At 67.0% G+C, this 13,725-nt stretch carries 11 protein-coding genes; 7 read left to right on the top strand and 4 right to left on the bottom strand.

The features are described 5' to 3' along the window. The first annotated feature begins 244 nt into the window (after window positions 1–244). Complete coding sequence (locus AB0D67_RS30800; protein ID WP_362943828.1) at window positions 245–1,438, top strand: IS110 family transposase; 1,194 nt, start codon at window positions 245–247, stop codon at window positions 1,436–1,438. A 188-nt stretch (window positions 1,439–1,626) separates the two neighbouring features. Here AB0D67_RS30800 and AB0D67_RS30795 read toward each other — a convergent pair whose 3' ends face one another. Then, window positions 1,627–4,146 (bottom strand): hypothetical protein, encoded by a 2,520-nt coding sequence (locus AB0D67_RS30795; protein ID WP_362943825.1) that lies wholly within the window; start codon window positions 4,144–4,146, stop codon window positions 1,627–1,629. Between the two features lie 263 nt (window positions 4,147–4,409). Continuing rightward, the gene (locus tag AB0D67_RS30790) at window positions 4,410–4,997 is read right to left on the bottom strand and encodes a hypothetical protein (protein ID WP_362943822.1); all 588 of its coding nucleotides are present in this window, start codon (window positions 4,995–4,997) and stop codon (window positions 4,410–4,412) included. Window positions 4,998–5,205: 208 nt separating this feature from the next. On the opposite strand from AB0D67_RS30790, the gene AB0D67_RS30785 reads away from it, so the two are divergent. The 6 genes from AB0D67_RS30785 (at window position 5,206) to AB0D67_RS30760 (ending at window position 10,817) form a co-directional block, all read left to right on the top strand. Continuing rightward, window positions 5,206–5,868 carry a hypothetical protein gene (locus AB0D67_RS30785; protein WP_362943819.1) on the top strand — a complete coding sequence of 221 codons (663 nt, stop codon included), beginning with the start codon at window positions 5,206–5,208 and terminating at the stop codon, window positions 5,866–5,868. 295 nt (window positions 5,869–6,163) lie between these two features. Continuing rightward, a complete protein-coding gene (locus tag AB0D67_RS30780) occupies window positions 6,164–7,780 on the top strand; it encodes an MFS transporter (RefSeq protein ID WP_362943816.1) in 1,617 nt (538 codons plus the stop codon). 47 nt (window positions 7,781–7,827) lie between these two features. Beyond that, the gene (locus AB0D67_RS30775) at window positions 7,828–8,307 is read left to right on the top strand and encodes an S-adenosylmethionine decarboxylase (protein WP_362943813.1); all 480 of its coding nucleotides are present in this window, start codon (window positions 7,828–7,830) and stop codon (window positions 8,305–8,307) included. After that, the gene (locus AB0D67_RS30770; RefSeq protein WP_362943810.1) at window positions 8,304–8,933 is read left to right on the top strand and encodes a biliverdin-producing heme oxygenase; all 630 of its coding nucleotides are present in this window, start codon (window positions 8,304–8,306) and stop codon (window positions 8,931–8,933) included. The genes AB0D67_RS30775 and AB0D67_RS30770 overlap by 4 nt, the downstream gene beginning before the upstream one ends. A gap of 63 nt (window positions 8,934–8,996) precedes the next feature. Then, entirely contained in the window at window positions 8,997–10,046 is a 1,050-nt protein-coding gene (locus AB0D67_RS30765; RefSeq protein ID WP_362943807.1) for a hypothetical protein, read from the top strand. Between the two features lie 159 nt (window positions 10,047–10,205). Then, a complete protein-coding gene (locus tag AB0D67_RS30760) occupies window positions 10,206–10,817 on the top strand; it encodes a chorismate pyruvate-lyase family protein (protein WP_362943804.1) in 612 nt (203 codons plus the stop codon). Window positions 10,818–11,009: 192 nt separating this feature from the next. Here the strand turns inward: AB0D67_RS30760 and AB0D67_RS30755 are convergent, their stop codons facing one another. Together AB0D67_RS30755 and AB0D67_RS30750 are read right to left on the bottom strand one after the other, a co-directional pair. Next, complete coding sequence (locus AB0D67_RS30755) at window positions 11,010–12,644, bottom strand: helix-turn-helix domain-containing protein (RefSeq protein WP_362943801.1); 1,635 nt, start codon at window positions 12,642–12,644, stop codon at window positions 11,010–11,012. Between the two features lie 2 nt (window positions 12,645–12,646). Continuing rightward, window positions 12,647–13,720, bottom strand: a complete 1,074-nt coding sequence (locus tag AB0D67_RS30750) for a DUF917 domain-containing protein (RefSeq protein WP_362943798.1) — start codon at window positions 13,718–13,720, stop codon at window positions 12,647–12,649. Window positions 13,721–13,725: the final 5 nt, after the last annotated feature.

Genomic DNA, 13,725 nt, shown 5'->3' with positions numbered 1-13,725 from the left:
CTCATTAGGGGAACATGGGTCGTGCGGTTCCGTTGGAATCGTCACCTCTCGGCCCGGCGGTGTACGGCCCGCGATCGGTCAGCCGCTGGACGGCTTGCGACAGTTTGCCGGCACCGTCGGGACGAGGGCGTTGGACCGGCATCAGGGAATCGCCCCACGAGGGCCGCAGTAATGAGCTTCCGGCAGGCGTCCTCTCCGTGATCAGAGGTGTTGACTCCAACCGGAAGGACACACATTGCACACGGTGGGTTGGGACTGGGGCGGCCAGACGCACTCGGTGACGGTACTCGACGCGCAAGGCGCGAAAGCCGCCCGTTGGACGCTCCAGCACACCGAGGCCGGGATCACCTCAACGCTGCGGCGCCTGGCCGACTACGGCGACCCTGCGGAGTTGAGGGTGGCGATCGAGACCAGCAAGGGCCTGGTCGTCGATCGGCTGCTGGCGGCCGGACACCCGATCGTGCCCATCCACCCGGGCATGTTCACCGCGATGCGGCCCAGGTGGGGAGCCTCCCGAGCCAAGACCGACAGCGCCGACAGCTTCATGCTCGCCGACCTGGTTCGCACGGACGGTCAGTTCCTGCGGACCCTCGCCCCAACCGAACCCAAGACGCTGGAGCTTCAGGCACTGTCTCGGCAGCGCAGTGATCTGGTTGCCACCCGCACCAGCTTGACCAACCAGCTCCGCGCGCTGCTGGAAGCGCACTGGCCCGGCGCGACCCGGTTGTTCAAGAGCATCGATTCAGACATCTCCCTGGCGTTCTTGGACCGGTTCCCCACCCCTCAGGCAGCGGCCACGCTCACCCCGGCCAAACTGGACACCTTCCTGCGCCGACAGGGTTACAGCGGCGGCAAGAGCGGTGCCGAACTCCTCCAACGGCTGCGATCCGCGCCGGCGGCCGCCAGCCGGATCAGCCCCGAGATCGTCACCACACTGGTCAACATCCAGACCAGCCAAGTCCGCGCGATCGTGCAGGCCATCAAGACCCTGGAAGCGACCATCAAACAGGTCCTGCGGGACCACCCCTATGCCGACCTGTTCCAGGCCCTGCCCCGGGTCGGGATCGTCAACCTGGCCCAGATCGTCGGTGAAGTCGGCCCGATGCTGGAACGCGGGCTGACCGCCGAGCAGCTCACCGCCGAGGTCGGCATGGCCCCTGTCACCAGAGCCAGCGGCAAGGTGCACACCGTTGGATTCCGGCACGCCGCCAACCGGGCCGCCCGCAAAGCGCTCCATACCTTCGCAGACAACAGCCGGCACGACGATCCATGGGCCGCCAACCTCTACCAACGCGCCCGGGATCGGGGCAAGCGGCACCCCCAGACCGTTCGCATCCTTGGCCGTGGCTGGCTACGGATCATGTTCGCCTGCTTCCGTGACGGCACGCCCTACGACCCCGCCGTTCACCACGCCCGGCACCGCGCGAATACCGCGTAAGAGGCTGCCGCGGCGCTTCCGGTCCTCACTCGCTGGCGCTCGCTGCGGTCCGGGTCACCTTGCCACCGGAATACTTGGCTGCCCAATGCGTACCTGAACAGGAGCAACCTACGCATGAACCCCACCTAGGTTGACTCAGGAAACTGCCGCGGCCCTCCTTCGTCGGGCCTTGCCATCGGATGACGAAGCTAGGGCATGGAGTGATTCCTTGGTGGCGAAGGGCGAGGCAGCGGACCGTAGTGCGAGTCAGGGGGGCTGTATATGGGATCTTCCCGGGCAGGCGGCGTGAATAGCGTGGATGCTTCACCGACGAGAGAGACGGTGATCCGTGATCCGGTCGCGTCAGCCGAAGAAGACCTCGCTGACGGGATGGCCGAGGCCACGGCCAGTGCTGGGGCTCGCTCGTAGGGGTCGAACGCTTCGCTGGAATCATCTCCCAACATGGAGTGCTGTGGCCACGGGATCTTTCCAAGCTCCTCTGCGGTGGTGGAGTCGAGCACGACATGCTTCCTAGTCTCGGCTCGGGCTCGCAGGTGGATGGGGCGGTCCATCGGCGGTAGCTGCCATGCCTCCAATAGGTCCCACCATGCTTGACGGTGTGCGCGATAGCGGACGTGCCGCTCCTTCTTCGTGACATCCGCTCCGAGTTCGACGGCGGCGTCTCTCAAGGGACGCTCACCTCTGGTCCACCCTGATCGGCTTCGGACTGCCAGCTGATACGCCGCCAGTGTCCGCAATGCCTCGGCGACGGCGCTGGGCGACAGCAGGGCCAGGCGGGCAAGCTCGGCCGCTCCGGTCTCGGCGGTGCTGAGTTCTTCGTACACCAGCGCGGCGACGGCCCCTAGGGCGTGCAGAGCCGGGTGGAGAGCATCGATGGGGCCAGCCGGCCAGCGGATCCACCGAGCCTGGGCACGGTAGGCCTCCGGAACGCGGAGGGCGTAGCGGTCGGCGCGGCGGCCGGAGGCGGCCTCGACGAGGTCGATGAGCGGGTCGTCTTCTTCTCGGAGCCGTCGCAGGTGGCGGGAGACGACGGTGTAGTCCAGGCCGGTCATCTCCGATAGGGAGCGACAGCCGAATGCCGGGGTCACCGAGCCGTCCATCCGGGCCGCCACGGCGATCGCTCGCAGGAGCAGGCGGATCGACGCCGCGGCCCGGCCCCAGCTTCGTACCCGCTCGGTGTCGCGCTCGGCGAGCCATACGCAGGTCCGCCACTGCCGGATCTGCTGCCAGTGCTCCAGTGCCCGGTTGTCGGCTTCTTCCCATGTGGCGGTGCGGATGGACCAGAGGTTGGCGTCGCGGAGATCCGGTGCAGGGACGGTGCCTGAAGGACTGAACTCCGAACCATTTGAATCTACATTGTAAAGACCAGTTCTTTGAAGACCTCGTCCCTGCACCCAATCAACCCCATCCACGGAGGGGGCGGGGGGTGTGGAAGGTCTTCTCACGCTTGTGTTGCAGTTGCGGGCATGCCTGTTCCAGGCCACGCCGGTGACGGCTTTTTGCCAGTCGGCCGCCAGGCGCGTCATCCGGTAGCTCAGGCGGCGGCTTTCCAGGAGCACGGGGAGTCCGGCCCAGGGGCCTTGTCGCATCTGCGTGACGGCTTGGTCGTAGGTCCATCCCGCGGCGGCGATGGAGTTGAGCAGGCCGAGCCGGGCCTCTGAGGCCGAGGTTGTGCCGCGGGCCCGCCAGTCGCCGGTACGGGCCAGGTTCTCCAGTGCGGCGGGCAGGGGGCGGCGGCCACCGAGGCGGGGGAGCCAGGGGCGGCCGTGGCGGTCGAGGGGGATCTCCAGAAGCGTGTCGCAGTGCGGGCAGGTACGGCCGTCACCGGCGCCGAGGGGGCCGGGGCCGGGGAGGTCACCGTTGCCGCCGGTGTCGGCGGGACTGTTCGTGCCGGTGCGGTTGGGCGGTGTGGTGAGGGCGGCGAGCTCGGCCGTCAGCTCTTGGGTGAGGGCGGTCCAGACGGCTGGGCCGTTCGGGCGGCGCAGGATCGCTTCGGCGTCGTCGAGGGGGATGGTCAGGCGCATGTAGCCGGTCAGGTGGCCGGCGGTGATTTTGTGGGGGGCTCCTGGTGGGCGGATCTGCCCGGAGACCGAGGACATGGGGGAGGGGTCGAGGGTGGGAAAGCGTCGGGCCAGGGCGAGGGTGAGGCGGCGGAGTTCGGTCCAGGGCAGGGCTCGGGCGAAGCGGATGTAGATGTGGCGGCCGCCGCTGGGGGAGACGTCGCAGATGGCGCGGCCTCCGCAGCGGGTGATGAGGTCGGTGATCGCTTCGGCTTCGGCTTCGACTCTCGCGATGGCGTGGGGGCGGGTCAGGCCGAGACGGAGGGCTCGGCTGACGTCGAGGTCGGCCACGAGCAGTCGTCCCTCGCCGAGGTCGGGGTGGTAGACCGAGACGGTGGCGGGCACGGCTGGAAGCGCGGGGCGGCGGGGGGTCAGTTGCCGGCTGTGTCGGCCGCCGGGGAAGGTGGCGCCGCCGTCGGGGGAGAGCCGCAGGCGGGAGGATTGGGCGATCAGGGGGGTGAGGCGGGCCCAGGTTTCTGCGGCGAGGGCATGCTGGGCGGCCCACGGTGCGTCTGCACTGTCGGCATGGTGGCTGTGACCTGCGGCGGTGGATGTCTCCTGTGCCGAGATCCAAGCGGTCTGGAGTGGGATGAGCTGATCGCCGCGCGTATGCATCGGCGCGCCCGAATCGGGCAATGCATGGCTCAACCCGTGTTCGTGGGTTATGCTTCCCCCAGGCATGACACAGCGACCTGCTGGCATGCCAAGCGCTCGATGCCGGTCAGCCAGACCGGACGACGAGAACGCCCGCACAGCCAGCGGGTTGACGGTGAAACACTCGCAGCAAGGTTGGCGCCCGGTGAGCGAGGTTTCAGCGGAAGAGTTGTTATGCGGCCGCCCCGGATTTCCCGGGGCGTTTCGCATTTATGGGGCTAGCGTTTCGGCCTCCTGCAGGATGTGCTCATGGGGTGTCACGCCGCCGCGTCGCAACACACGCTGGTGACTTGGTCGCGTCGGACGAGTTGGCGGTAGTACTCCGCCACGCTGATGCCGAGGCAATCCGCGGCGGTGGAAGCCTTGCGGTAGATCTCCGCGTCGACCTGGAAGACCGCGTTGGATCCGCCGGGGGTGACGTTGGGAGGTTCGGGTGTCCAGGCGGGCCGGCCTTTCTCATCGACAACGTCGTTCCGGACGAGCTGGCGGTAGTACGCGGACACGCTGATGTTGTGAAGTGTCGCGCCTTGGCGAGCCAGCCGATCGACCTCGAGGTCGACCCGGAAGTTCATCGAGATCGCGGTTCGCTTCTCAGGGTTCGAGATGCGAGGTCCGTTGCCGCGCTGGGCGCGGCCGCGTGGTGCACCGGCCATGGGCGAATCATGGCGCATCGCGGATGGCATTGCACTATCAACGGCGGGGTTCGGCGTGTCGCTCGCAGGTGTGGTGGTGTTGTCGGAGCGTTGAGATGACGGTGTCTCAGGGGTGGTGAGCCTGTTGAAGGCCACCTTTGGGCGCCGGGTTCCCTGCTTCACCAGGTGAAACACGGATAGCTTCATGATCACCTTTCTCTCCCATCGCCGTTTGTCACAACTTGATAACAAGACTTGGCTTGTCACGTTTGCTTACTGACGTTGTCAATTCTCACTGTCTACACTCTCGATCACTCTTCTGACAATAGAGTCACTCCAAGAGTCAAGAGTGCTGTAAGACTCCTTCCGGGTGGCCCGTTTGTCGCACTTCGCAACGGAGGCACCACATATGGCCGCGGATATGACCCGGGTGATCCAGCGCATCGGAGCGCGCGTGATCCCTGCCGCCTCGATCGGTATCTCTCCTCTCGACGTCGGAGGAGTGCGGGTACGCGTACACCAGGACGATCAGGCCGACTGGCTGGCCACCCACACCCTGCTTCGCGAGCTGCGCCTGGTGGGCTGGGAGGTCAGCACCGACCGGGCCGGACTGCTGGTGCTGGGCTGGAGCGCCGCCAACCTCACTCATCGGATCCAGACGCTGCGGATCAGCGTCGGCGGGTTGAGCGACTGCGTGCGCACGGTGGCCACAGCGGTCGCGGCCGCCGAGAGTTACCTCGCGGCGTTCCCGGCCGCCTCCATGGAGGAGGTCTTGACCGCTGTTGTCGAAGAGGTTGAAGCCGCGCATCTGCGCTGGCCGGCTCGGGCCCGGGAACTGGCGGACCTGGAGCGTGCCTCAGCCGATCCTCTGGTCGGCATGTTGCTACGCCACAGCGTGACGCTGGAGCAGCAGGTGTTGGAGCTGTGCGGGCGGCACGTGACGTCAGCTGCCGCCGCCGTCACGGCGTTGTACGACGCCCACGCTCGGCAGCTGAGCCCGGACGGCGCCCGGCATCTGGCCCTGCGCAACGTCGGCGCATCTGCTGCCGCTTCGGATACGGCGGAGTTGGGTCGCGCTTCCTGACGACCGGTCGGGGCGGCCTCTGCCGGCGGCACGTGTCCACACAGGATGACCCCCGCCCGCCGCCGGCAGAGACCCTCCTGACCGGCACATCGTGTGGTCGACGCTCGTCCCTGCCTTCCGGGTTTTCTCCCCACCGGTCCCGGCGTCACCGCCCCACAGCACCTTCTCGTCTCCTTGGAGTGCCTCAATGGCCGCTACCAGCACCAGATCCCGCGCAGCCCGGCCCCGGCATGCGCCGTCCGCTGTGGGTCGCGCGCCGCGGCCGCGGCTGCTGCTCATGATGTGCGCGGGGGTCATGGCGATCACCATGGCCGATGTCGTGGCTGCCTCGTTCGGCTTGCCGCTGCTGCGGGCCGATGCCGGGTTCGCGGCGTCTGCCTCATCGGTGCAGTGGGTCTCCACCACGTATTTCGCCGCGTTCTCCGCGTCGCTGACGGTCGCTGGACGGCTGGCTGATGTGATCGGTCGCCGTACGCTGCTGGCGCTCGGCGCGGCTGGTTTCGCCGTGGCGGCGTGTGCTGTGGTGCTTGCACCCGGTTGGGGGGTGTTGCTGGCTGCGCGGGCGCTTCAGGGTCTGGGGGCGGCGGCGATGGTGCCGGCGTCGCTGGGCGTGCTGCTGAGTGACCTGCCGGTCGAGCGGCGGGGGCGGGCGATCGCGACCTGGTCGGCGGGCGGGGGGCTCGGCGCGGTGGCGATGCACGCGGCCGGAGGCTGGATCGCCACCTTCGGCTGGAGAGCTCTGTTCCTGCCCAGCGTGGTGATTGGTGTGGCGCTGGTGCTGGCGGCCGCCCGGCTGCCGCGCGGCACAGGTCGTACGACAGCGCTGCCGGATATGGCCGGGGTGGGTCTGCTCGCGGTGAGCGTGGCCGCGCTGGTGCTGGCGATCTCCAAGGGGCAGGAGTGGGGATGGGCCTCCCCGGCGTTGCTGGGATGCATAGGCGGTGGAGCCGGTGCGCTGGCCGGTGTGCTGGTGCGTGCACGGCGGCACCCGGTGCCGGCGATCGACATCGCCTTATGGCGACGGCGCGGATTCAGCTGGGGCTGGGGGCTGTCGCTGCTGTACGGCCTGATCTCGTTCACGGTGCTGGCCTGGGCGCCGATGTACTTGCGGGAGTGGGGCTACAGCGGCCTGAGCGGCGGCATGGTGCTGGTGCCGATGTCGGCGGCGGTGATGATCACCGGCTGGCTGGCCGGGGCAATCGGGCAGCGCTGCGGGATGAATGTGATCATCTACGCCGGTGGCAGCCTGATAGCGGTGGCCGGGGTGCTGGTGGTGGCCGACGGTTTCGTCTCCTGGGACGGATCGGCCCTGGCCGGGATCCTTGGCCCGGCGGCGCCGTCCTGGGCGACTCTGGTCGCCTCGGTGATCTGCGGGGTAGGTCTGGGCTGCCTGGCTACCGGCTGCTCCACCCTCAGTGCTCTGGCCGCGGATCCGGCGCAGTACGCCACCGCGGTGGGGGCGAGCATGACCGCGCGGCAGGCCGGTGGAGCCGTCGGCGTGGCGGGAGCCGCTGTCATGGTGGAACACCCCGTATTCGCCAGGCCGCTGGACGAGCCGATGGCCGGCTACCTGTCGGTGTTCGCCGCGGTGCTTGCCCTCGCGGTGGTGACGGCCGTGATGGCGCTGCTGCGTAGCCTGCTGAGCCGGGAGGGCACGCTGCGTGTTGCCCGGCCCGTCAACGGCGACCCGACCGAGATGATCGCGATCCCTCGCGCGACCCTGCTGGCGGTGCGCCAAGCGCTGGCCGAGGTGACCGACGCTGCTCATGAGCTGCTGCCGGTGAAGGGGCCTTCCTCCGGTTGCGGCTGCCACCCTCAGCTGGACACCGCGGCCTCGGCGTTGCTGCACGACCTGGACCGCTTCCACGCGCCGTCGCTGCGCTCCGCCGTTCCTGCGGCCATGCGCCGTTGAGCGGCCGCATGCCTTATCCCACGGTCGTTGCCTCGAAAGGGGTGTCCATGTCCGATGATGTGATCACACCGCTGCGCCCCAGCAGGTCGTCGCATGCCGGCAGTCTCCATGTGCTGGCCGCCCTGCACGGAGTGGCCGAGACCGTGCTGGGTGACGCGGCGCTGTTGGCCGATGCGCTGCATGAGGCGCTGTGCCGCGCGGGAGCACCCGCCGCCGAGAACGCTCAGCAGGCGCTTCCCCCGGGCATTGCCGTGCTGGCGTGGTCGGCCTCTTCCCACGCCATCGTGCACACCTGGCCCTCATGCCGACTCGTGCGGGCCGACATCGTCACCTGCGGTTCAGCCGACGCCGAGCAAGCGCTGCAGGCACTGATCCTGCGGCTGCAGCCCCAGTGGACCGAGCAGGTGATGGTCCGCTGGCTCACCGGCCCGATTGCGTCGCCGTCTGCGCCGAACCGGCGCCGCCATTCCCGCAATCCCACCTCACAGCTGCCCGTCAGCCCCCTTTCGTTCAGGAGCCCCTCGTGACCGTTTCCTCTCCCGCCTCTGCCGCTCCGGCCGGTTTCTCCAGCCACGTCATCCGCCAGATCTGGGAGGCGGTCCTCGCGGTGCACTCCGAGGAGGCTCATCAGCTGCACGCCTTGCGCGATGTGCGCGATGTCGACGGATACCGCGACGCGCTGATGTGCCTGTACGGCGTCCACCAGCCGGTGGAGGCCGCGTTGGCTGCGGCGAGCCCGCTGTGGAGGCCGCTGGGCGTCGACCTGGCGGGGGTGTGCCGTCTTGCCTCGCTGCGCAAGGACCTGGCCGCCGTCGGTGTGAGCGACGCCGAGTGCGCCGCGCTGCCTCGGTGCAGCATCCCGCCGATCCTGTCACTGCCGCAGGCGTTGGGGGTGACGTTCACGCTGCTCGGCAGCGTGTTCGGTGGTCGGAAAACCTGCGAACGGGTTGCTGAGATCCTTCCCGGCGCGCCTACGGGGTTCTTCAGCGACAGCGGCCCGGTGAGCTGGAAGCGCTTCGCCGAAGTCACCGAGGCCGCTCTGCCTGATCCGGCCGGCCGGGAGCAGGCGGTCCAGGCGGCGGTCGCCACCATGCGATGTGTGGCGTCCTGGGCTGCGGCCTGGACGGTATCCGCCCGTTCTTCCCGCGCGTAGCGGACGCGTCGCCGTCAGAGGCCTTCGTTGTCTTCGCCGCCTTCCATCCTCTCGAGGAGAGACATGCTCCATCCCCGGACCGCAGCGGTCGTGATCAGCAGCGCGGCGCTGCTGATCACGGCCTGCGCGACGTCTCCCGTGGCTGCCATCAGACCCGCACCGCCGAAAGCCGCCGACACGGGTGCGGCACCGCGCGCTGCTCAGCAGAGCCCGCTGCCTGAGGTCGCCGCGCAGCCGGCCTTGATCCAAAAGGAGGCCGCCACCGTTCATGCCCGCTACTACCGCCTTCTGAGGGAGATCTCGCGTCGCGGCGGAAAGGGCATCGAGCAGGCCGAGGCGGGGGCCGGTCTGCAGATGAGTCGTGCGCAGTACCGCATCGCCGAGATCGACAAGCGGCCGCGCAAGCCACCGACAGCGGTCGCCCGGACCCGCTTCTTCATCCCGCGGCCCGTCCCCGGGCAGCCACGCTGGTTCCTGGCGGCCGACACCCCCCGTGGCTCCCACGGGAGCATCCACCTGGTCTTCTCCGAGCGCCATCCCGGTGAGTGGCGGGTGGTGTCGGGCACCTACACCTCATCGCAGGACATGCGCCGGCTGCCTGATCTAGCCGTGGGCGTCGACGGACTGGCCGACGCGGTCGGTGAGAGCTCCCGGGGCACTTTGCTGATCTCTCCGCGGTCGCTGGCGCAGGCCTATGCCCGTTACATCTCGACCTGGGGCAAGTCTCACCGGAAGCTGTTCGCCACGGGCCGCAACACCAGCGAGCGCGTCGAAGAGGAGAACGGCGAGCGCGCTGCCGTGAACGGGCGGTGGAGCATGCAGCTGCGTTCCCGTGCGCTGCCCGGTGTCTACAGCCTGCGCACCGTCGACGGGGGGGCGGTGAGCTGGATCTGCCGCACGCAGGAGGAGGCCTTCACCTCACAAGCACCAGGAGTTTACGCCAAATTCTCTGACCCTGATATGCGGGCGCTGAGCGGCGGGGCGAGCTTCTATCACGAGGTCACCACCCGCAAGGTGGGCTGCTACTTAGCCGTGGTGCCAACAGCCGCCTCGGGCCGCAAAGTGCTGGTCGTGGGGGATTGGTCCAGCTGGATCAGCGTGGAGGGCTCCTAGTGGATCCGGAAACAGGGTGCAGCTTCCGAGCCGCTCTGGAGGTGGGCTGAAAGGAGTAGAAGAGTTCACTCAACAGAGCATCGTCAATGAATTAGGTACGGCGGAATGCGGCAGCCGACAGTCGATACGCCGACCCGTCCCGAAAAGGTGTTCCTATACATGTCCGTCGAAACGCTCGCGAAGCGAGCCGCTGCGTCTTCTTCTCCTGGGCCGATTACCCGCCTTGCCTTGGCTCACGATGGTTCAACGACGCGCTTTCTGACCTACCTGCTCGGCCAGCGTCTCCATGTTCGCGTCATCTCTCAACGCCGCCGTCCCGCCATCGCCGTACTGCCGCCCGTCGCGCGAGCTCAGTTCCATCCCGCCGCAGGCCAGTTCGCCATTGCGCGCCGCTCGCAACTGGTGCGCTCTGACGGTTCGGCCGTCTCAAGCAACAGAGTGGTGATGGTTAATCACCCAGTCGTCAATGAGGTCGTGCACGGTGGATCCACTCCATTGGGATTGGTTCTGCGTGACGGAGGGATTGAGCAGCGCCGGCAGATTCTTCAGTACGGTGCGCGCCGGCAGGCCTGGGCGCCCGATGCCGAAAATCTCCTGAGCCCGTGCCGGTCATATGTGATCATGATTTCGGGGAACCCGGTCTTCTACATTGAAGAGACGTTCCATCCGGACGTCATCCCTGCCGACGGCCTGCCGCTGGTACACTTGTCCGCCGGCGACAAGCTGGCCGCTTTGGATGATTTCCTTGATCAGCGTCTTATGGCGAGCTGAATGAAATGAATCGCGCCGGAGTCTTCGGTGACTTCGCAGCCGCAGGTTCTCATCTGTTTGCGGATACTCCCGATACGCGGCCCCGAGCAGAACGCTCAAGGACCGCACACTGAGGCTTTTCCAACCTGATCGCGAAGGTCGGCAGGGGAGGCGCCGGGACGGGTTCGCATGAGAAGAGGCTCACTATGAGCCTTAACTCAGGAGGCTGGTCATCTGAAATCCAGACGGTGGTCGTTCCCTGCCGCTGTTTTCAGTCTTGAGCGCTAAGCAGGCTAGGTGTACGACCATCCGGTTACGTTCCGATAAGGGCTCTCCAAGGAGCTCCTCGATTGCGGTGATGCGCTTGCTGACGGTATTGCGGTGCAAGGCGAGGCGCTGAGCTGTTTTGATAGCCGACGAGCCGGTGTTCAGGTAGACGAGTAGAGTCTCTCTCAGCTCCTCGGAATCCGGTGCGGTTAACAACTTTCCGAGGATCTGCCGGGCATTGGCGCGAAACGCTGGGTCGGTGTACCAGCTCGCGAGCAAACGCTCAGGCCCCAGGTCACCGATGTACTCGACGGCACCGGGTTGACCCGTGGAACGGGCGGCGATTGCCGCCTGGTGCGCTTGCGTCAAAGAGGAAGCGATCGCGCTAGGGCCGATGGCGGGCTGGCCTACTCCGCCCACCATAAGCAACTGGTCAGAGTCCCCGCTACGAGCGTTATGGATGGTAAGGGATTGACGCAGACGTGTCAGCAGTTGGTGAATACGGGTGGAATCAGGTTTAACGGGGCTGGTCACCCACAGCGACCAACCGTCGGCCCGGGTGAAAACGGGAACCTTGATTCCTTGGGTAGTCAGGATGTGCTCGAGATGTGTGGCGGTGGACACATCATCGGCGTTTTTATGGATGCGGCCATCGTGCCAGGTCACATGAATGCCCATATGCCAGCCGTCCAAGGTGATGCCGGCCGTGGCCGCTTGGCTGGCAACGTGCTCAGGTACGCGACGGGCGCGGTCTAGCTGCAAAATCTCAGCGAGCAGACTGTGGAGGCGGCGGCTGTCTCGTTCGGCGCGGAGCCGCTCCCGGGTAAACCACCCGGCGACGGCAGGCACAGCGGTCTGCAGAGTTGCGCGAGCTACCTCATCCCAAACTGGCCCGCCCTCGGACGCCTCGCAGGCCAGCCACAGAGTGTGGTCAGTGCCGAAGACAGGGCAGGAAGCCAGAATGTAGCCGGACACGCGCTCGACAACGGCGGCGGGGTGGCGGGTCACGTCTGTGGGACGCGCACGGTGCAATTGACCGGCGATGATGGTTCCCTCAGCTGTAACCAGAGCGGCCTGGGCATTGAGGATGCCGCCCACGATGTGGAGGATGCTGTCGATGGTGTCGGCACGGGCGAGCCTAGGGGCGGCGGTGCGCAAAGCTCGGGCGTAGAGGATGTCGGGGTTATGAGTCATCGCCAGCACGCGCGCGGCCACTGCGGGAGCCGATCGAATAGGTCCCGCAGCTAGCTGAAGCGCAACGACAGGCAATGCCAGGCGGTTGGCCAGGCGGATGGTGGCCAGGCTGACGGCTTCGAGACGGCCGACCACAACCAGCATGCGGCCACCGAGCTGGTAAAGGCGTCGGCAAAAGCTCTCGATCAGATGCTGGCTGCTCACGCCGCCGGAGTCATTGATGTCGATGATCGCTACCGCTGCAGGCGGCAGCTGGCTCAAGTCGGCTTCGGTATGAACGAGTGCAGCGTCACGGACGACATGGTCCAGGCCATCTGCGCCACCGAGCACCTGATGGCCGGTGAAGATGGGGTCATTGAGGAGGTCTCGTGCGGTGATCGCGGTCACGACTAGACGTCTTCCGTCGAGCGGCCCAAGAGGGGTTCTAGCAATCGTAGCCCGAATGAAGCCGGGGCAACCAGGTGGTAGGCGCTGGAGGTTCGCCATTGGCTGGGCGCGGGTAGCCGTATCACGTCGACGTGGCGCCCCGCCGTAACGTCTTCGGTGGTAATGCACTGCCAGGTGCGTGTATCGAGAAGACAGATGATATCGGGGACGCACGCGGTGACCTGGCCGTCGTCAATCGTTAGGAGGTATTCGTCGGCCATCTCAACCCGCAAGGTGCGACGAGGGTCGTTGTGGTGCTCGATTGACAAAGTGGCGCCGGTGCGGGGGGGGAGGTAGCGTAAGACTTCCAGTATGGTGCCGGAAAAAAGCAGGTCGGCGCTAGATGCGGTGAGCATGCCGACGCGGGCGCGAGGGCGGTGCTGGGCGTCGCGGAGCTTGCGGCCAAGAGCAATGGCCTTGCTATAAGAGCCGGTAATGGCGTGCTCAGCGGCTTGGCTGGCTCGCATTGGGTAGATCGCGTTGGCCGCCCAACCGCCCATGGCCGATATCGCGGCTCGCAGGAGCCTCTCGGCGGAACTGTTGTCTTGGGAGCTGATCAGCATTTGATTACCGCTGGGGTCGGCCAGCGCGATAGGGGTGGCGCTGAGTCCGCCGGCGTTGAAGGTGACTTGGTCAATCCCGTTGAAGGCTCGTCCCATTCCGTCACCGTCGACCAGAGGTAGCCCGGTCCACGCTGCGGCGGCCACCGCGACCAAGGCGTTGGCTCCGCCGATTTCGAAGCCGTGCACGGCGGCTACTTGAGTCTCGAGATGGTGGCCGATCTGGTGAACGGCTTGGACGAATTCCCTGCCCGAGGGCAGCCGCTCCAGCATCACAGTGATGGAGCCTGCAGCTCCTACGGGCACGACCAACGCCTCAGCAGGCAACTGCGTGGGATCGATCAGCCTGACGGGGCCGTACTGGGTGAGGGTGTGTCGCAGCAGGTCTGCCAGAGTGGTCGTATCACCTCCGCCGCCGGAGCCGAGCAGGGCAGCTCCGGCGGACAGGTCGTCGACGTCGACAGCCGAAATGATCATAAGCT

The sequence above is a fragment of the Streptosporangium sp. NPDC048047 genome (genome assembly GCF_040653115.1).
GTDB lineage: Bacteria > Actinomycetota > Actinomycetes > Streptosporangiales > Streptosporangiaceae > Streptosporangium.
Note: the sequence above shows the minus strand (reverse complement) of the source record. Positions and strands in the feature narration are given on the sequence as shown.